Here is a 17,770-nt window from a genome sequence, read left to right on the forward strand (position 1 = left end):
TTCCTAAAGTGGCAACATGCGCATCGCCGTGAACGGGCGCAGCGGCAGGCGTGCTGTCTGCGGCCGCCACGGTGATGCGCTACCCGAATTCCCCCGGCCTGCCGCAGGCCGGCCGCACCGAGACCTGGCGCCGAACCCCTGCGCCGCTCCTGACTAAAAAACCTATGAAAAACGAGACCCTGCCCCCCGCCTCCCCCCTTGCCGCCACGCGCCGCCGGCGCTGGCGCACGCCCGTCTTGATCCTCGTCGTGCTGGGCCTGGCCGGCGGCGGCTGGACGGTGATGCAGTCGAAGCAGCAAGCCGCCAAGGCGGCCGAGCAGCAGGCGAGCAAGAAGAAGGAGCAGGAAAAGACGCCCGTGCATGAACTGGCGCAGGGCGACGTGGCCGCCATCGATGCGCGCGCCCTCAGTATCAGCCTGCCCCTGTCCGGCTCGCTGGCGCCCGTGACCCAGGCCACCATCAAGGCCAAGGTTTCCGGCGTGATCGAGGCAACGACCTTGCAGGAAGGCCAGCAAGTAGCCAATGGGCAAATCCTCGTGCGCCTGGACGCGGCCGACCAGCGCGCCCGCCTGACGCAGCAGCAAGCCATGCTCGACGAAGCGCAGGCGCGCCTGTCGATGGCGAGCAAGAATGAAGCGAACAGCCAGGCGCTGCTCAAGCAAAAATACATTTCGCAGACGGCTTACGACACGACGCAAAACTCCGTCGACCTGGCGCGCGCCAACGTCAAGTCCGCCGCCGCCATGGTCGACATCGCCCGCATCGCGGTGGCCGACACGGTAATCCGCGCACCGATGGCCGGCATCGTCAGCAAGCGCCACCTGCAGGCCGGCGAAAAAGTCTCGCCCGACATGCCCGTCTACACCATCGTCAACCTGGCGCAGCTGACCCTGGAAGCGCCCGTGCCCAGCGCGGAAATCCCCCGCATCAAGCTGGGCCAGGATGTGCACTTCAAGGTCGACGGCTTCGGCGCGCGCGACTTCGCCGGCAAGGTCACGCGCATCAATCCCACCACCGAGAGCGGCTCGCGCGCCATGCTCGTCTACATCGCCGTCGACAATGGCGATGGCGCGCTGCGCGGCGGCATGTTCGCCAAGGGCAGCATCGTCACCGAGCGCTCGCCCGTGGCGCCGCTGGTGCCCCTGACGGCCGTGCGCAATGAAAAACAGGGCCCCGTCGTGTATGCGCTGGTCAACAACAAGGTCGTCGCCCAGCCCGTCACCCTGGGCTTGCGCAACGAGGATGAAGGCTATGCGGAAGTGACGTCCGGCCTAGTGCCGGGCGCGAAAGTCATCGTCGCCAAGCTCGATGGCGTGAAACCTGGCCACGGCGTGACCTTCGCCGCGCCCGCCGCCGCTCCCGCTCCCGCCGCGCCGGCAGCCGTGCTGGCACGGAAGGACTGAGCCATGTGGATGACCAAAGTCAGTATTCAAAATCCCGTCTTCGCCACCATGGTCATGGTGGCGCTGGTAGTACTGGGCATCTTCTCCTACCGTGGCCTGGGCGTGGAGAGCATGCCCAGCGTGCAGTTCCCGTTCGCCGCCATTGAAGTGAACTACCCGGGCGCCTCGCCCGAAGCCGTGGAAAACGATATCACGCGCCCCATCGAGGACGCCGTCAACACCGTCAGCGGCATCAAGACCATCCGCGCCAACTCGTGGGAAGGACGCGCCGGCGTCTACCTGGAATTCGAGCTGTCGACGAACATGGACAAGGCCATGCAGGACTTGCGCGACAAGGTGGCCCTGGTGCGCCCGCGCTTCCCGAAAGAAGCCAAGGACCCTTTCATCGCCCGCGCCGAAGGCGACAACGAGCGCCCCATCGCCACCATCGTGCTGACCTCCACCGGACATGACCTGCGCGCGCTGTCGACCATGACGGAGCAGATCATCAGCAAGCGCTTCCAGGGCGTGGCCGGCGTGGGGCAAGTCAAGCTGCGCGGCTTGCGCGCGCGCCAGATCCTCATCAGCATGAAGCCGATCGAGCTCAATGCCCAGGGCATCGGCGTCGATGAAGTGATCCGCGCCATCCAGGCCACGAATACCAATTTGCCGGCCGGCTCCATCAGCCATGGCGCGGCCGAGCAATTGGTGCGCGTGGAAGGCAAGATCAAGGATGCGCGCGAATTCGGCAAGATCATCGTCGCGCGCCGCGCCGTCGGCCCCGTCTACCTGGACCAGGTAGCCACCGTCGTCGATGGCGAACAGGAAGAACTGTCGATCTCGCGCATGAACGGCCAGCAGGCCGTGACGATGGAAATCACCAAGGTGCAGGATGCCAACGTGGTGGAAGTGGGCACCGGCATCCTGAAAGTGGCGGCCGCCCTGCAAAAGACCCTGCCGCCCGATATCACTCTGCGGGTGCTCGACGACGAATCGGAACGCGTGCAAAGCCAGCTCAATAACGTCAAGCGCACCATCATCGAAGGCGCCGTGCTGACCATGGTGATCGTCTTCCTGTTCCTGCACTCGTGGCGCTCGACCATCATCACGGGATTGACCCTGCCGATCTCCGTGCTGGCCAGCTTCATCGCCATGAAGGCCTTCGGTTTTACCCTGAACTTTTTGACCCTGATGGCGCTGTCCCTGTGCATCGGCCTGTTGATCGATGACGCCATCGTCGTGCGCGAAAACATCGTGCGCCACCTGGGCATGGGCAAGAACCACTACAAGGCGGCCAACGACGGCACCAATGAAATCGGCCTGGCCGTGATGGCCACCACATTCGCCATCGTCGCCGTATTCGTGCCCGTCGCCTTCATGGACGGCATCATCGGCCGCTTCTTCCTGCAGTTCGGCATCACCGTGGCCGTCGCCGTGCTCGTGTCGCTGTTCGTCAGCTTCACGCTCGACCCCATGCTGTCGTCCGTCTGGCGCGACCCCGTCAAGGACCGCTTCAAATACGTGCCGTGGCTGGGCCGCTTCATGGCCTGGATCGAGACGGGCATCGACCGTCTGCACGTCTGGTATGGCAAGGTGCTGGCCCTGGCCCTGCGCTGGCGCAAGACGACACTGGCCACGGCCGTGGCCCTGTTCACGGGCAGCCTGATGCTCGTGCCCATGATCGGCGGCGAGATGTTCCCCGAGACGGACCAGGGCTGGGTCAACCTGCGCTTCAAGACGCCCGTCGGCTCCAGCCTCGAATATACGGATAGCAAAGTGCGCCAGATCGAAACGGCCCTGAAGGAATTCCCCGAGATCGACAGCCTGGTGGCCAATATCGGCACGCCCGATGGACGCAATGCGGCCGAGGTGAACCTGAAGCTGACGGACATCAAGACGCACAAGCGCCGCTCGCAGCAGGAACTGGAAAAACTGATCCGCGAGCGCCTGGCGCCGATTGCCGGCATCACCCTGTCCGTCGGCCAGCGTCCCATCTTCATCGCCATCCTCGGCACGGACGAAGGCAAGCTCGATGCGGTGGCGCACACGCTGATGGACAAGATGCGCAACATCAAGGGCCTGGCCGACATGGAATACAGCCAGGAAGGCGCCAATCCGTCGACCACCGTGAAGATCAATAACGAACTGGCCAGCGACCTGGGATTGTCGGTGCAGCAGATCGGCAATGCCCTGCGCCCGTTTGTCGCCGGCGACACGGTCAGCCACTGGCTGGCGTCCGACGGACAGAACTACGACGTCAACGTGCAGCTGCCCAAGTTGGGCCGGCAAAAGGTGGCCGACCTGGCCGACCTGTCGCTGGCGTCGAGCAAGCTTGACGCGAACGGCAAGCCCGTCATGATTCCGCTGCGCCAGGTGGTCGACTTCGTGCCGTCATCGAGCCCGCAAGTGCTCAAACGCCAGGCCTTGCAGCGCCGCGTCGCGATCTATGCGGGCGTGCAGGGCCGTCCCGCCGGCGACGTCGACGCCGATGTGCAAAAGGCGATGCAATCGATCGACCTGCCGCCGGGCGTGCGCTTCGACGTGGCCGGCAATGCGCAGCAGATGGCCGAAACCATGGGCGGCGCGATGATGGCGCTGGGGATCGCCGTGATCTTCATCTACCTGGTGCTGGCCTCGCAATTCGGCAGCTTTTTGCAGCCGATCGCTATCATGGTGTCCTTGCCGCTCTCCTTGATCGGCGTGCTGGCTGCATTGCTCATTACGGGCAGCACCTTGAACATCTTCTCCGTGATCGGCTTCATCATGCTCATGGGCCTCGTCACCAAGAATGCGATTCTGCTGGTCGACTTCACCAACCAGCGCCAGCGCGAAGGTCTGGGGCAGTTCGAGGCGCTGATGGAAGCGGGCCAAGTGCGGCTGCGCCCCATCCTGATGACGACCCTGGCGATGGTCTTCGGCATGCTGCCGATGGCCATCGGCATGGGCGATGGCGGCGAATCGCAGGCGCCGATGGGCCGCGCCGTCATCGGCGGCGTGATCACTTCGACCTTGCTGACCCTGGTGGTGGTGCCCGTCGCCTACACCTACCTCGATAGCCTGGGCAAGCGCGCCGCGCGCTTCTTTGGCGGCGGCGAGCATGCCCACGCCGATGCCGACGACGCCAAGGCACACGCCCACTGATCCACCGGTCGCCTTCACCGTCCCCGCATTGGCGGGGACGACGCGGCGGCTTCCTGAAGAGAGCTTCAGTTGACCAAAGCAGCCCCACTGGCTAGACTGTCCCCGTTATCAATGATATGGAGTGACTCGTGGGTGCTTGTTCCAGTGACAGTAGTCGATTGACCATCGGCGATCGGCCTTAGGCAAGACGCGCGCATTCCGCCCGCCTTGCCCTCGGCAAGGTGCGGTTTTACCAGCGGCAGTATTCTCTCGCCGCCACTTCCCCCTCTTCGTTCCACCGTTGTCGTCTGCTGCCCCAATCCGGGCGGATAGTCTTCGCCTTATGCACTCGCCTGTTCCTCCCCAGCCGGGAGAAATAATGGTGGTATTTGACTTTGCGCTGCGCGTTGCCGCGGCATTGACCCTGGGCGCCATGATCGGCGCCGAACGCCAGCTGCGCCAGCGCATGGCGGGCCTGCGCACGAACGCGCTGGTGTCCGTCGGCGCCTCGCTGTTCGTGATGGTTTCCGTGCTCGAAGGCGATGCCTCTGGCCATATGCGCATCGCCGCGCAGGTGGTGTCAGGCATCGGCTTTCTGGGCGCCGGCGTCATCATGCGCGAAGGCATGACGGTGCGCGGCTTGAACACGGCCGCCACCCTGTGGTGCTCGGCAGCCATCGGCATCCTGTGCGGCCTGGGGTTTGCGCTGGAAGCGGCCATCGGCACGGGCTTCGTGCTGATCGCCAACCTCGTGCTGCGCCACCTGGCGCAGCGCATCAACGCGCACGGCAGCGAAGCGGGCATCGAGACGGAAAGCATCTACCGCGTGACGGCCGTATGCGAGGCGGAGCAGGAAGTCCAGGTGCGCAAGCTGATGCTGCGCTTGATCAGCGGCATGCCGGCCCTGATGCTGCAATCCTTGCACAGCGAGGATGCCGCGCACGCGGGACGCATCGAAGTGCGGGCCGACTTGCTCACGCCCTTGTCCAGCCTGGGATTGCTGGAGCAGATCGTCAGCCAGGTGAGCCTGGAAGGCAGCGTCTCGGCCGTGCGCTGGGCGCTCGTGAACAACGCGGAATTTGTCGCTGAGCGAGGTGTGTGATGAAAAAGTTCTTCCTTTGGTTTGCCAAACGTGGGCCGGCTGTCGCCACCTACCGCCTGACCGTCACCTGCCCTGCGGCGCAAGCGGACCACGTCGTGCGCCTGCTGCTGGCCGAACTGAAAGGCGCGGGCCTGGCGCCGTCGCAAATGCTGCGCAGCTGGGACGAAGCCAGGCAGGTGGTGCAGCTGATCGCCACGGTGCTGTGCCAGGCCGTGCAGCGCGCCGTGCTGGTGCGCTTCGTCAACCGCGCGGGCGCCTGGCCGCAAGTGCGGCAAGTGCGCTGGGAAGGCGTCGCGCCCTCAATCTGACGCCGGCAGGCGCATGAGGAACAGCGCGCCGCCTTGCGGGCGGTTCTGCGCCTCGATACTGCCGCCGTACGCGTGCACGATGGCTTGCGACAGGGCCAGGCCCAGGCCGAAACCGGGCGCCTCGCCCGCGCGCGCCTGCGCGCCCCGGTAAAAGCGCTCGAACAGATGCGGCAAGTCTTCCACGCCGATGCCCGGCCCCGCGTCCGCCACGCCGACAATCGCATGCGCGCCATCGCGCGCCACATGCACGGCGATGACGCTGTCGGGCGGCGAAAACTTGACGGCGTTATCGAGCAGATTGGCCAGCACCAGATCCACGGGACCGGCCGCCACGCGCGCCTGCACGGCCACACTGTCATCGAAGATGATGCGGATGCCGCGCTGCGCCGCCGCCTTTTCCAGGCGCTGCGCGGCCGCCCGCACGAGGGGATTGAGCGCGATGGTTTCCACGGCATTACGCTCCTGGCCCACGTCCAGGCGCGTGAGCATCAACAGTTCTTCCACCAGGGTCGTCAGCCGCTGCACTTCATCGAGGCAGGACGCCAGCGCATCGACATACTCGGGCGCTTCGCGCGGGCGGCGCAGGGTGATTTCGATTTCCGTGCGCAGGCGCGACAGGGGTGAACGCAATTCGTGCGAGGCGTCGGCCGTGAAGCGGCGCTGCGCATCGTAGCCGTCCTCCAGGCGGTCCAGCATGGCGTTCAGGGTGTCGACCAGGCGGCCGATTTCATCGTGCGTGCCGGGATGGGGCAGGCGCTGGTGCAGGCTGGCTTCGCCGATCGAATGCGCCTGGTCCACCACGTCATCGATGGCGCCTAGCACGCGGCGCGTGAGCATTTCGCCGGCCAGCCCCACGGCCGCCAGCAAGGCCAGCGCCATGGCGCCAAACAGCACGGTGGCCGCGGCAAGCACGTGGTTGGTGTCGTCGAGCGAACCGGCCACCTGCACGGCCAGGCCCGCGCCGGACGAGGGCACGGGGATCGACACCATGCGCAGCGGCTCTTCGCCGAACTTGGGCAGGGTCTCGAAGACGGTCTCGCCGGCCGCCAGGCGCGCCAGCAGGGCGGACGGCGCGGGCAGCTGCGCCGCCTCCAGGTTGCGGCTGCGGGCCAGCACGCGGCCTTCGCCATCGATGATCTGCACCAGGCGATCGAGCCGTGTCAACGACGGCGGCGCCAGTCCCGGCGCCACCTCGTGCACCTGCACGGGCTGGCGCGGCGCGGCCGGCAGCATAGCCATTTCCGTCTCGCCCAGTGCCAGCAGTGCCGCATCGAGCTGGCCGTGCACGGCGCGCGACAAGCCCCAGTAGCCGGCCAGCGCCGTGCAGGCGACGATGGCGAGGATGACGGCCAGATGCACCAGCAATAGGCGTTTGCGAAAGCTAGCCACCGTTGTTTTCCGCCAACCGGAAACCGCGGCCGCGCACCGTATGGATCAAGGGCGGCAAGCCCGGCGCATCCACTTTTCCCCGCAGGTTGCGCACGTGGACATCGATCAGGTTATCGATGCCGATCAGGTCCGCCTGCCAGATCTGTTCGGCCAGGCGCGCGCGGCTGACCACCTCGCCCGCCTGGCGCAGCAGGATCAACAGAATCGCGTATTCCTTGGGAGTGAGCACCAGAGGCGCGCCGGCCCGCGTCGCCTGGTGGCTGACGGGATCGAGTGTCAAATCGGCGAGCGCCAGCACCAGCGGGCGGCTGATGTCGGAGCGGCGCAGCAAGGCGCGGATGCGCGCCAGCAGCTCCTCGAATTCGAACGGCTTGGTCAGGTAATCGTCGGCGCCCGTGTTCAGGCCCGCCACCCGGTCGGCCGTGGCGTCGCGCGCCGTGAGCATCAGCACGGGCGTCTGGATGCCGCGCGTGCGCAGGTCGCGGCAAAAGTCGATGCCCTGCTTGCCCGGCAACATCCAGTCCAGCACGATCGCATCGTAGTCGACGGCGTAGCTTTCATCCTCGCCCTCTTCCGCGCTGTGCGCCACATCGACGACAAAACCTTCTTCCTGCAAGCCGCGGGCCAGCAGACGCGCCGCCTTGCGGTCGTCTTCCACCAGGAGGATTCTCATGCCTGCCTTTCGCGTCGCGCCTTGTTTTCCATGCTGGCATTTTACCGCGCCGCAGCGTGCGCACACGGAACCTGAAGAATGATTCAGGCGTTCTTGGGCGCTTCTTCAGGAGCACATTGCTATGCTTTCCCGGCGCTGTAGTGACGCTGCCTGCGCCACCTGCGCCCCTCTCTTGCCCGCCTGGGCACGGCATCCACGCATGCCCCATCACCATCAATAACAAGGAAACACGGGATGAACACGACCACCCGCAACGCCCTGGGCGCCAGCTGCGCCCTCGCTCTCGCCTGTTCGGCCCTGGCCGGCTGCGCCAAGCCGACAGCGGCAGCCACGCCGCCCGCCCAGGCCATGCACCTGGATGATGGCAGCATCGCCGTCGACAAGATGTCGCCGCTGCGCCAGCGCCTGCAGATCGCCGCCGTGCAGGAACAGGAGATCGCCACGCAGACGCAGGCGCCCGGCAGCATCGAGGCGATGCCGGAAAAGCTGGTGAAAATCACGCCGCCGCTGGCAGGCCGGATCACGCGCTTGCAGCGTTCACTGGGCGACAGCGTGAAGGCGGGCGAACCGCTGTTCACGCTCGATTCGGCGGAACTGAGCGCCGCCTACGCGGACGACAGCAAGGCCAAGTCCATCCTGCTGCAGGCGCGCCAGGAACTCGAGCGCCAGAAGACGCTGTTCGATGCGGAAATCGCCGCGCGCAAGGAGTACGAAGCGGCGCAGGCCGCCTTTGCGCAGGCCGGCAGCGATGCCCAGGCCAGCGCCGACAAGCTGGCCCAGTACGGCGCCGGCGCGCGCGGCACCCGCCGCGACTATGTCTTGCGTTCGCCCATCGCCGGCACCGTGATCGCCATGGAAGGCGCCCAGGGCGGCTACTGGAACGATATCAACGCACCCGTCATGACGGTGGCAGACCTCTCCACCGTGTGGCTGTCGGCCAACGTGGCCGAGCGGGACCTGGCGCAGGTGGCCGTGGGACAAACGGCCAGCATCACCGTCGACGCCTGGCCCGGGAAGGCTTTCGAGGGCAAGGTCGCCTATGTCGGCGCCGTGCTCGATCCCGAGACGCGCACGGTGAAGGTGCGCGTGGCCATCGACAACCGCGCCGGCGCCTTCAAGCCGGGCATGTTCGCCCACGCGGGATTCGCCGGCGCCAGCCGCCGCGCCCTGCTCGTGCCCGCGTCCGCCGTGCTGCAAAGCGGACCATCGACGCGCGTGATGGTGGAACGCAGCCCGCTGGTATTCACGCCGCGCACGGTGCAGGTGGGCGCCAACCATGGAGACCAGGTGGAAATCGTCTCGGGCTTGCGCGCGGGTGAACGCATCGTCGTCAAGGAAGGAGTGCTGCTCAATGATTGACCGTTTCATCGCCACCTGCTGCCAGCGGCGCGGCATCGTCTGGCTCGTGCTGCTGTTCGTTGCCGCCTATGGCGTCTATTGCTGGAAGCAGCTGCCCATCGAAGCCTATCCCGACATCGCCGACGTCACCTCGCAAATCGTCACGCAGGTGCCGGGGCTGGGCGCCGAGGAAATCGAGCAGCAGATCACGATTCCATTGGAACGGGCCCTGCTCGGTACGCCCGGCATGCACGTGCTGCGCACGCGCAGCCTGTTCGCGCTGTCCTTGATCACGGTCGTGTTCGAGGATGGCAGCGACGGCTACTTCACGCGCGAGCGGCTGCAGGAACGCCTGGCCAGCGTGAACCTGCCCTACGATGCCAAGCCGGGGCTCGATCCCTATACCTCGCCCACGGGCGAGATCTACCGCTACACGCTGGAATCGACAACACGGTCTTTACGCGAACTGTCCGAGCTGCAGTTCTGGACCGTGATCCCCCGCTTGCAGCAGGTGCGCGGCGTGGCGGACGTCAGCAATTTCGGCGGCCTGACAACGCAGTTCATGCTGGAACTCGATCCCGCAAAGCTGGACAGCTACGGCTTCTCGCTGGCGCAGGTCAAGGACGCCATCAATGCCAACAACATCAGCGGCGGCGGCAGCGTGATCGACCGCGGCCAGCAATCGTACGTGGTGCGCGGCGTGGGCTTGCTGCATTCGCTCGACGACATGGGCAACGTCGTCGTCAGCAGCAGCAAGGATGGCGTGCCCGTGCTGGTGAAGGATCTGGGCAAGCTCGCGTACGGCAACGTGGAGCGGCGCGGCATCCTCGGCAAGGACGACAAGCCCGACACCATCGAAGGCATCACCCTGCTGCTCAAGGATTTCAATCCGTCCGAAGCGCTGGCCGGCATCCATGCGGCCGTGGACGACTTGAACGCCAACGTGCTGCCGAAGGACGTCAAGATCGTGCCCTACCTGGACCGCAGCTCGCTGATCGACGCTACCTTGCACACGGTGGGATTTACCTTGGGCGAAGGCATGCTGCTCGTCGCCCTCGTGCTGCTGCTGTACCTGGGCAGCCCCCGCGCGGCCGCCATCGTCGCGCTGACGATTCCGCTGGCCCTGCTGATCGCCTTCATCTTCATGCACCACTTTAAAATTCCCGCCAATTTGCTGTCCTTGGGCGCGATCGACTTCGGCATCCTCGTCGATGGTTCCGTGGTGGTGCTGGAAAACATGCTGCGCCGCCGCGAACGGGATCAGGAGCGGCCCCTCAGCCTGCAGGACGCCATCGACGCGACCCTGCAAGTGGCACGTCCCATCATGTTCGGCATGGCCGTCATCATCGCCGCCTATCTGCCACTGTTCGCCTTCCAGCGCATCGAATACAAGCTGTTTTCGCCGATGGCGTATGCGGTGGGCGCCGCGCTCGTGGGCGCGCTGGTCGTGGCGCTGGTGCTGATCCCGGGCATGGCCTGGCTGGCCTTGCGCAAGCCGCGCCGCATGCCACACAACCGCGCGCTGGACACGCTGGCGGGCGCGTATGGCCGCTTCCTCGAGCGCATGGTGGGCAAGAAGCGCTGGGTGGCGATGGTGTGCGCAGGATCGCTCGCAGCGCTTGCCATCCTGGGCGGCAGCATCGGGCGCGACTTTTTACCGTACCTCGATGAGGGCTCCTTGTGGCTGCAGGTGCAGATGCCACCCGGGATCACGCTCGACAAGGCATCCGAAATGGCCAGCGAACTGCGGCGCGCCGCGCTGGAATTCCCGGAAGTGTCGACCATCGTCACGCAGACGGGGCGCAACGACGACGGCACCGATTACTGGACGCCGTCGCACATCGAAGCGAGCGTGGGGCTGCATCCGTACAAAAGCTGGAAGTCCGGCATGAGCAAGCAGCAGCTGATCGCGAAAATGAATGCACGCTTCGCACGCATGCCGGGTATCACCGTGGCCTTCATGCAGCCGATGATCGATGGCGTGCAGGATAAATTGTCGGGCGCGCACAGCGACCTGACGGTGAAAATCTTCGGCAACGATCTCGATGAAGTGCGCGCCATCGCCGGCAAGGTGGCCAATGTTTTGAAAACCGTCCACGGCGCCTCCGACGTGGCCGTGGACGTGGAGCCGCCCTTGCCCAACCTGAAGGTGGAACTGGACCGCGCGAAGGCGGCGCGCTACGGCATCAATGCGGCCGACGTGGCCGACCTGATTGCCACCGGCATCGGCGGCGCGCCCATCGGCCAGGTGTATGTGGGCGAGAAAAGCTACGACATCGCCGTGCGCTTTCCGCCCGCCACGCGCTCCAGCCCGGACGCCATCGCCAGCCTGAAGCTCACGGCAGCCAACGGTGCGAAGGTCCCGCTGGCGCAGGTGGCCACCATCAGCACCACCTCGGGCGAGAGCGTGATCGTGCGCGAAATGGGGCGGCGCCACATCATCGTGCGTCTCAACGCCCGCGGGCGCGACCTGGCGGGCTTCCTGGCTGAAGCGCGCCCGCTGGTGGCGCAAACCGTGGCAGGCGAGCACCAGCGCATCAGCGTCGAATGGGGCGGCCAGTTCGAAAACCTGCAGCGCGCGCAAAGCCGTTTAGCCCTGATCCTGCCGATGACCCTGGGCGCCATGTTCCTGCTGCTGTTTGGCCAGTTCCGCAACCTGCGCCAGCCCGCGCTGGTCTTGCTGGCCGTGCCGCTGGCCATGCTGGGCGGCCTGGCCGCGCTGCACCTGCGCGGCATGACCTTGAATGTGTCGAGCGCCGTCGGCTTCATCGCCCTGTTCGGCGTGGCCGTCCTGAATGCCGTGCTGATGCTGGCGCAGATCAACCGCTTGCGCAGCGACGAGGGCAAGAGCTTGCGCGACGCCGTGCTCGAAGGCGCGCGCGACCGCATGCGCCCCGTGCTGATGACGGCCACCGTGGCCGCCCTGGGCCTGACGCCGGCCATGCTGGCGACGGGCCTGGGCAGCGACGTGCAGCGCCCGCTGGCGACCGTCGTCGTGGGCGGCCTGGTGACGGCCACTGCCCTCACCCTGCTGCTGTTGCCAGCCCTGTATTACCTGATCGAGGCGCACCTGCAAAAACGCCAGACGCATACCGAAGGAGAACCCCATGACACGTTTTAATGTACTGCTGGCGGCCTGGCTGATCGCGCCCGGCGCCTTTGCCACGCCCTTGAGCTTTGACACTTACCTGTCCGCCGTGGAAAGCCACAGCCTGGAACTGCGGGCGCAGCAGGAAGGCATCGTCTCGGCCAAGGCCGGCATCGGCATCGCCGGCTTGCGTCCCGACCCGGAGTTCACTCTGGGTGCCACGCGCGAAACCGTGCGCAGCGCCGAGCACCGTCCCGTCACGTGGAACCCGGCCATCAGCATGGCCATCGAGACGGGCGGCAAGCGCGCCGCGCGGTTAAAAGCGGCGCACAGCAGTGTCGCGCTGGCCGAGGAAACGGTGGCCGGCTTCAAGAGCGAGCTGTATGGCACGGCCGCCGCCGCGTTCACGGAAGCGTGCCGCACGCGCGACGTCGCAGCGCGCAAGGAGCAGACCATGGCGGCCTTGTCGAAAGTGGTCGAGGCGAACGCCGTGCGGCGCAAGGCGGGCGACGTGGGCGGCATCGAGCTGCTGCAGTCGCGCGTGGAACGCGACCAGTTCCAGGCCGAGGTGGCGCAGGCGCGCAGCGAGGCGGACAGCGCCATGCTGAATTTGTCGCCGCCCTTGGGGCGCCAGTTCGATGCGCTGTTTCCGGACGCGCAGCTGGCGTGCGACTTCGCCGCGCATGCCGACAAGGATGCAAAGGTGCTGGTGCCGCAGGCGCTCGAGGCCCGCAGCGACGTGCGCATCGCCCGCGCCACCGTCGACAATCTGCGCGACGGCGCGGCCCTCGTGCGCGCCAACCGCGCCGTCGATCCGACCGTCACCGTGGGCCTTGCCGCCGCGCGCGGCTACCATGACGGCATCGATGGCAGCGGCAATCCCGTCGAAGGCGCGGCCCGCTCGCGCGCCCTGTCCATCTCGCTGGCCATTCCCATCCCCCTGTCGCGGCGCGACACGGGCGATATCGTGCAGGCGGAAGCAAGTGTCACGCAGGCGATGCTGGCCTTGCGCCAGGCGGAACTGACGGTGGAAACGCAGGTGCGCACGGCGCAGCGGCAATTGCGTTCGGCGCAGGACAGGCTGGCGCGCTACCGCGACGGCGTGCTGGTCGATGCGCAAAAGGTGGTCGATGGCATGCGCCTGTCCTACTTCAGCGGTAATGCGTCGCTGCTGGAATGGCTGGCGGCGCAGCGTTCGGCCGATGAAGCCTACCAGGGCTATGTGCAGGCGCGCGCCGATGCGGCCATCGCCAGCACGCAGCTGCAACTGGCGATCGGCCAGCGGCCGAGCTTGTAGCGGGGAGAAAGTAGAACGAGGAGTTACCGGCGCGGCGATGGTGCCGCACCGGTCGTCAAGCATGGGGAATTACTGGGGCTGGGCAGGCGCGTCGGTAGCGTCGTCCGCATCGTCCGCTTCGGGCTCTTCACCCTCGGCACCCTCTTCACCTTCGGCCGGCTTCGGATTGTTCTTCGCTTCCAGCTTGCGCCTGGCTTTTTCCTCGGCTTTCTTCTTCTTTTCCAGCTCTTTTTGCCGTTTTTCGTATTGGAAATTTGTCTTGGCCATTTACTACCTCTTTAGTTTTTAGATGTTACAGATAAGCATATAAGGCACATTATGACGTAGTTGGAGCAAACACCAAATGTTTAGCCGCGCGGATGATGCTGCGCATGCAGCAGTTTCAGCCGTTCGCGGGCCACATGCGTGTAAATCTGCGTGGTGGAAATATCGGAGTGTCCCAGTAACAATTGCACAACACGCAAGTCCGCCCCATGGTTGAGCAAATGGGTGGCGAACGCATGGCGCAGCGTGTGCGGCGACAGCGGCGCCGTGATGCCGGCGCTCAGCGCATGTTTCTTGATGATGACCCAGAACATTTGCCGCGTCATGGCGCCCCCGCGCCGCGTGACGAACAGCGCGTCGTCCATTTGCCCGTCGAGGATGATGCCGCGCGCCTCCTTCAGGTAGCGCTCGATCCACAGCCGCGCCTGTTCACCGAACGGCACCAGCCGCGTCTTGCTGCCCTTGCCCGTGATACGCAGCACGCCATCGTTGAGGCTCAGTTCCACGGATTTCAAGTCCACCAGTTCCGACACGCGCAAGCCGCTCGCATACATGAGTTCGAGCATCGTGCGTTCGCGCAGGCCCAGCGGCGTGCTCACGTCGGGCGCCGCCAGCAGCGCTTCCACCTGCGCTTCGCTCAGGGTATGCACGAAGCGCGCGGGCTGTTTGGCCGAGACCATCTTCAGGCACGGGTCGGCGGCGATATGCTTGTGCCGCAGGGCCAGCTGGTAAAACCGCTTGAGCACGGACAGGCGCCGGTTCGACGACGTCGCCTTGCTCTCGTCGTGGCGGGCAGCGAAATACGCCTCGATGTCGGCCGTGGACACCTCGTACAGGCCCTCGCGCCCGGGCCGCGCCACTTCCAGCCAGCGCGCAAACAGCCGCATGTCGCGCCGGTAGGCATCCAGCGAGTTTTTCGACAGGCCGTCTTCCAGCCACAGGCTGTCGCAGAATTCATCGATCAGGGTAGCGTTGTCGGGCGCCAGCAGGCTGTTCATCATAGATAAGCCGCCACGCCTTCATGCGCCAGCAGCCAGCGCTTGACGCCCAGGTGGAAACCCGTCGCATCGTCGTGATGGGCAAAGCCGCCCAGGCCGCCAGCGGCCGTGACCCGGTGGCAAGGGATCACCACGGGAAACCAGTTGGCGCCGCAAGCCTGGCCCACGGCGCGCGGTGCCGAGCCGATCAGGCGCGCCACGTCGCCATACGTGCGCACCTGGCCGCGCGCAATGCCGCTGATCGCCGCCCACACCCGTTGCTGATAGGCGCTGCCCGAAGCGGCCAGCGGCAGGTCGAAGACGTAATCAGGATCGCGGAAATAGCGCGCCAGTTGCTGGCAGGCCCGCTCGGAGACGGCATCCTGCGCGTCTTTCTCGTCAAAGTGCGGCGGCAGATAGACCAGTTCGCATACCTGGCCATCCTGCGCGCGCACGCCCATGGCGCCGAATGGCGCGGCCACGATGGCGCTGAACAGTTCACTGCCCTGTTGTTTTTTCATCTGCTGATCATTATTCAAGTGTGGCATATATGCAACCTGCCGGCGCGGGAAACGACGCCACGGGAATTATGCACCGACTTTGGGCGCGCCGGCGGACGTTTCCTGCGCACGAAAAAAAAGCGCACCAGTCGGTGCGCTTCAAATATTGCTTCACGTTCCCGGTCGTTTGGGTCCGCCGGTGCCGGCTTGTGGCCGCAGACAGCTATGACTCAACAACTTCTGTGAAACGTGTGTCTCCTCAATATATCCCCGGTATCAATACCGTTTTTATAGACCACTCCCCCACTAACCTTGTTGCCAATTCTGTATTTCAGCCTTGCTACCGGGGCGCATATGCATATACGTGTTTCCCCTTAAGGCTGCCCATCATAGCGCATTTATTCGGCCGGATCGACTTTTTTTGCACCATGACGGGGACAACTGTTTTAGTTGTAAATTAAATTTGGCAGCCACAGCGAGATTTGTGGTACGTAGGTGATCAGGCCCAGGAAGGCCAGCATCGTCAGCAGCCACGGCATCACGGCCACGGTCAGCTCCGAAATGCCCATCTTCGTGATGCCGGACGCCACGTACAGGTTCAAGCCCACGGGCGGATGGCACATGCCGACCTCCATGTTGACCACGATCAGGATACCGAAGTGCACGGGATCGATGCCCAGCTTCATGGCGACGGGGAACAGAATAGGCGCCATGATCAGCACGATGGACGACGGTTCCATGACGTTACCAGCCAACAACAGCAGCACGTTGACCACCAGCAGGAAGCTGATCACGCCCAGGCCCTTGCCCGTGATCCATTCGGCCATCGCTTGCGGGATGTTTTCACTGGTCATCAGGAACGAGAACAGCACGGCATTCGTGATGATGTACAACAGCATCGCCGACATGGCGGCCGAATCGAGCAAGACCTTGCCCACCTGCTTGATCTTCAAGTCCTTGTAGACGAAGACGGCGATGATGAAGGCGTACACGGCAGCCATGGCGGCCGCTTCCGTCGGCGTGAAGGCGCCCGAATAGATGCCGCCCATGACGATGACGATCAGCAGCAGGCCCCAGGCGCTCTTCTTGAACGTGACGAAGCGCTCGCCCCAGCTGGCCTTTTTCATGCGCGGATAGTTGTGCTTGCGCGCCAAAAACCACGTCGTCAGGCCCAGCAGCATGGCCAGCATCATGCCGGGAATCACGCCGGCCATGAACAGCTTGCCCACCGAGGTATTCGTGCTGACCGAATACATCACCATCACGATCGACGGTGGAATCAAAATGCCCAGCGCGCCCGAGGTGGTGATGACGCCGGCGCCGAAACCGCGCGGATAGCCCTGCTTGACCATGGCCGGCAGGATGATGGAGCCGATCGCCACCACGGTGGCGGGGCTGGAACCGGACACGGCCGCAAACAGCGCGCACGCCATCACGCCGGCCAGCGCCAGGCCGCCATGCCAGTGGCCGACCATGGAGCTGGCGAAGTTGATCATGCGCCGCGCCACCCCGCCATGCGTGAGGAAGTTACCGGCCAAAATGAAGAACGGGATGGCCATGATCTCGAATTTCTCGATGCCCGTGAAAATCTTCAGGGCCACCGATTCGATGGGCACGCTGGTCATAGTAAACAGGAACGTCAGTACCGTCAGGCCCAGCGAAATGGAAATCGGCATGCCGGTCAGCATCAGCGCCAGCAGCAACACAAAAATGATCAGCGCGTTCATGCCTTGGCTCCTTTTTCTTCAGCCGTCAGTTCGTCTTCCAGGCCCTCGACGTGCGAGTGGTCGTGTTTCGGCAAGGCGCCCGTCTTGATGAAATGCACCATCACTTGCAGGAAGCGGAAGCACATCAGGTAGGAACCGAGCGGCACGGCCAGGTACACCAGCCACATGGGGATTTCCATGTCGGCCGACGTCTGGTCCGTGTGGCCGATCGACCACACGAAGCTGGCACCCAGGGTCCCCACGATGCCCGTAAACAGGGCGCCGGCACCGAGGCCGAAGACGATGAAGCGGTCGCGCCAGCGCGGGTTCATGCGGTTGATCAGCACATCGACGCCCACGTGGATGCCCGTGCGCACGCCATATGCGGCGCCGAACTTGGCCATCCAGACGAACATGTAGATACACAGTTCCTGGGCCCAGCTGGTATTGATTTGAATCAGGAAGTCTTGCAGGCCCGGTATCGGCAGGCCCGCCAGGTAGCGGTGCACGACCGCAACGAAGATGATGAAGGTGGCCGCGCCCATCAGGGTCGCGATCAGCCACTCTTCCAGGTGATCCAGAAATTTCATGGTGGACTTTCAAAGAATGCGGGTACGCTGGCACCC

The 17,770-nt window shown here is 65.0% G+C and carries 14 protein-coding genes; 7 read left to right on the forward strand and 7 right to left on the reverse strand.

What is annotated here, in order from left to right:
- The first annotated feature begins 164 nt into the window (after nucleotides 1-164).
- The 4 genes from AC54AG_RS03210 to AC54AG_RS03225 all read left to right on the forward strand — a co-directional run bounded on the left by AC54AG_RS03210 (nucleotide 165) and on the right by AC54AG_RS03225 (nucleotide 5,912).
- Complete coding sequence (locus AC54AG_RS03210; protein ID WP_456130044.1) at nucleotides 165-1,403, forward strand: efflux RND transporter periplasmic adaptor subunit; 1,239 nt, start codon at nucleotides 165-167, stop codon at nucleotides 1,401-1,403.
- A 3-nt stretch (nucleotides 1,404-1,406) separates the two neighbouring features.
- On the forward strand, nucleotides 1,407-4,523 hold the full coding sequence (locus AC54AG_RS03215; protein WP_496629474.1) for an efflux RND transporter permease subunit: 3,117 nt from the start codon (nucleotides 1,407-1,409) through the stop codon (nucleotides 4,521-4,523).
- 361 nt (nucleotides 4,524-4,884) lie between these two features.
- Nucleotides 4,885-5,604 carry an MgtC/SapB family protein gene (locus AC54AG_RS03220; RefSeq protein WP_205412515.1) on the forward strand — a complete coding sequence of 240 codons (720 nt, stop codon included), beginning with the start codon at nucleotides 4,885-4,887 and terminating at the stop codon, nucleotides 5,602-5,604.
- Nucleotides 5,604-5,912: a hypothetical protein gene (locus AC54AG_RS03225; protein ID WP_338679676.1), complete on the forward strand. Its 309-nt coding sequence runs from the start codon at nucleotides 5,604-5,606 to the stop codon at nucleotides 5,910-5,912. The genes AC54AG_RS03220 and AC54AG_RS03225 overlap by 1 nt, the downstream gene beginning before the upstream one ends.
- Here the strand turns inward: AC54AG_RS03225 and AC54AG_RS03230 are convergent.
- Nucleotides 5,904-7,301, reverse strand: a complete 1,398-nt coding sequence (locus AC54AG_RS03230; protein WP_496629475.1) for a HAMP domain-containing sensor histidine kinase — start codon at nucleotides 7,299-7,301, stop codon at nucleotides 5,904-5,906. The genes AC54AG_RS03225 and AC54AG_RS03230 overlap by 9 nt on opposite strands.
- Nucleotides 7,294-7,974: a response regulator transcription factor gene (locus AC54AG_RS03235; protein ID WP_070301262.1), complete on the reverse strand. Its 681-nt coding sequence runs from the start codon at nucleotides 7,972-7,974 to the stop codon at nucleotides 7,294-7,296. The genes AC54AG_RS03230 and AC54AG_RS03235 overlap by 8 nt, the downstream gene beginning before the upstream one ends.
- Before the next feature lie 234 nt (nucleotides 7,975-8,208).
- Here AC54AG_RS03235 and AC54AG_RS03240 point away from each other — a divergent pair, with 234 nt between their 5' ends.
- The 3 genes from AC54AG_RS03240 to AC54AG_RS03250 are packed head-to-tail and all read left to right on the forward strand — an operon-like array spanning nucleotide 8,209 to nucleotide 13,697.
- Nucleotides 8,209-9,333: an efflux RND transporter periplasmic adaptor subunit gene (locus tag AC54AG_RS03240; protein ID WP_496629476.1), complete on the forward strand. Its 1,125-nt coding sequence runs from the start codon at nucleotides 8,209-8,211 to the stop codon at nucleotides 9,331-9,333.
- Nucleotides 9,326-12,433 (forward strand): efflux RND transporter permease subunit, encoded by a 3,108-nt coding sequence (locus AC54AG_RS03245; RefSeq protein ID WP_496629477.1) that lies wholly within the window; start codon nucleotides 9,326-9,328, stop codon nucleotides 12,431-12,433. Before AC54AG_RS03240 ends, AC54AG_RS03245 begins: the two co-directional genes overlap by 8 nt.
- Nucleotides 12,420-13,697, forward strand: coding sequence for a TolC family protein (locus tag AC54AG_RS03250; protein ID WP_496629478.1), 1,278 nt, complete (start codon nucleotides 12,420-12,422; stop codon nucleotides 13,695-13,697). Before AC54AG_RS03245 ends, AC54AG_RS03250 begins: the two co-directional genes overlap by 14 nt.
- 69 nt (nucleotides 13,698-13,766) lie before the next feature.
- Here the strand turns inward: AC54AG_RS03250 and AC54AG_RS03255 are convergent, their stop codons facing one another.
- The 5 genes from AC54AG_RS03255 to AC54AG_RS03275 form a co-directional block, all read right to left on the reverse strand.
- Complete coding sequence (locus tag AC54AG_RS03255) at nucleotides 13,767-13,964, reverse strand: hypothetical protein (RefSeq protein ID WP_070301258.1); 198 nt, start codon at nucleotides 13,962-13,964, stop codon at nucleotides 13,767-13,769.
- Nucleotides 13,965-14,044: 80 nt separating this feature from the next.
- Entirely contained in the window at nucleotides 14,045-14,962 is a 918-nt protein-coding gene (gene xerD / locus AC54AG_RS03260) for a site-specific tyrosine recombinase XerD (RefSeq protein WP_225242529.1), read from the reverse strand.
- Nucleotides 14,959-15,459: a methylated-DNA--[protein]-cysteine S-methyltransferase gene (locus tag AC54AG_RS03265; RefSeq protein ID WP_496629479.1), complete on the reverse strand. Its 501-nt coding sequence runs from the start codon at nucleotides 15,457-15,459 to the stop codon at nucleotides 14,959-14,961. Before AC54AG_RS03265 ends, xerD begins: the two co-directional genes overlap by 4 nt.
- Before the next feature lie 425 nt (nucleotides 15,460-15,884).
- Nucleotides 15,885-17,165, reverse strand: coding sequence for a TRAP transporter large permease (locus AC54AG_RS03270; protein WP_034746868.1), 1,281 nt, complete (start codon nucleotides 17,163-17,165; stop codon nucleotides 15,885-15,887).
- The gene (locus AC54AG_RS03275) at nucleotides 17,162-17,734 is read right to left on the reverse strand and encodes a TRAP transporter small permease (RefSeq protein ID WP_034746865.1); all 573 of its coding nucleotides are present in this window, start codon (nucleotides 17,732-17,734) and stop codon (nucleotides 17,162-17,164) included. The genes AC54AG_RS03270 and AC54AG_RS03275 overlap by 4 nt, the downstream gene beginning before the upstream one ends.
- Between the last annotated feature and the right edge of the window lie 36 nt (nucleotides 17,735-17,770).

This window comes from Janthinobacterium sp. BCJ23 (assembly GCF_059617945.1).

Bases quoted from the DNA above. Each gene is read 5' to 3' on its own strand.
- AC54AG_RS03235 (WP_070301262.1), bottom strand. From the start codon at position 7,974: ATGAGAATCCTCCTGGTGGAAGACGACCGCAAGGCGGCGCGTCTGCTG.
- AC54AG_RS03245 (WP_496629477.1), top strand. From the start codon at position 9,326: ATGATTGACCGTTTCATCGCCACCTGCTGCCAGCGGCGCGGCATCGTC.
- AC54AG_RS03240 (WP_496629476.1), top strand. From the start codon at position 8,209: ATGAACACGACCACCCGCAACGCCCTGGGCGCCAGCTGCGCCCTCGCT.
- AC54AG_RS03270 (WP_034746868.1), bottom strand. From the start codon at position 17,165: ATGAACGCGCTGATCATTTTTGTGTTGCTGCTGGCGCTGATGCTGACC.
- xerD (WP_225242529.1), bottom strand. From the start codon at position 14,962: ATGATGAACAGCCTGCTGGCGCCCGACAACGCTACCCTGATCGATGAA.
- AC54AG_RS03250 (WP_496629478.1), top strand. From the start codon at position 12,420: ATGACACGTTTTAATGTACTGCTGGCGGCCTGGCTGATCGCGCCCGGC.
- AC54AG_RS03225 (WP_338679676.1), top strand. From the start codon at position 5,604: ATGAAAAAGTTCTTCCTTTGGTTTGCCAAACGTGGGCCGGCTGTCGCC.
- AC54AG_RS03275 (WP_034746865.1), bottom strand. From the start codon at position 17,734: ATGAAATTTCTGGATCACCTGGAAGAGTGGCTGATCGCGACCCTGATG.
- AC54AG_RS03210 (WP_456130044.1), top strand. From the start codon at position 165: ATGAAAAACGAGACCCTGCCCCCCGCCTCCCCCCTTGCCGCCACGCGC.
- AC54AG_RS03255 (WP_070301258.1), bottom strand. From the start codon at position 13,964: ATGGCCAAGACAAATTTCCAATACGAAAAACGGCAAAAAGAGCTGGAA.
- AC54AG_RS03265 (WP_496629479.1), bottom strand. From the start codon at position 15,459: ATGAAAAAACAACAGGGCAGTGAACTGTTCAGCGCCATCGTGGCCGCG.
- AC54AG_RS03215 (WP_496629474.1), top strand. From the start codon at position 1,407: ATGTGGATGACCAAAGTCAGTATTCAAAATCCCGTCTTCGCCACCATG.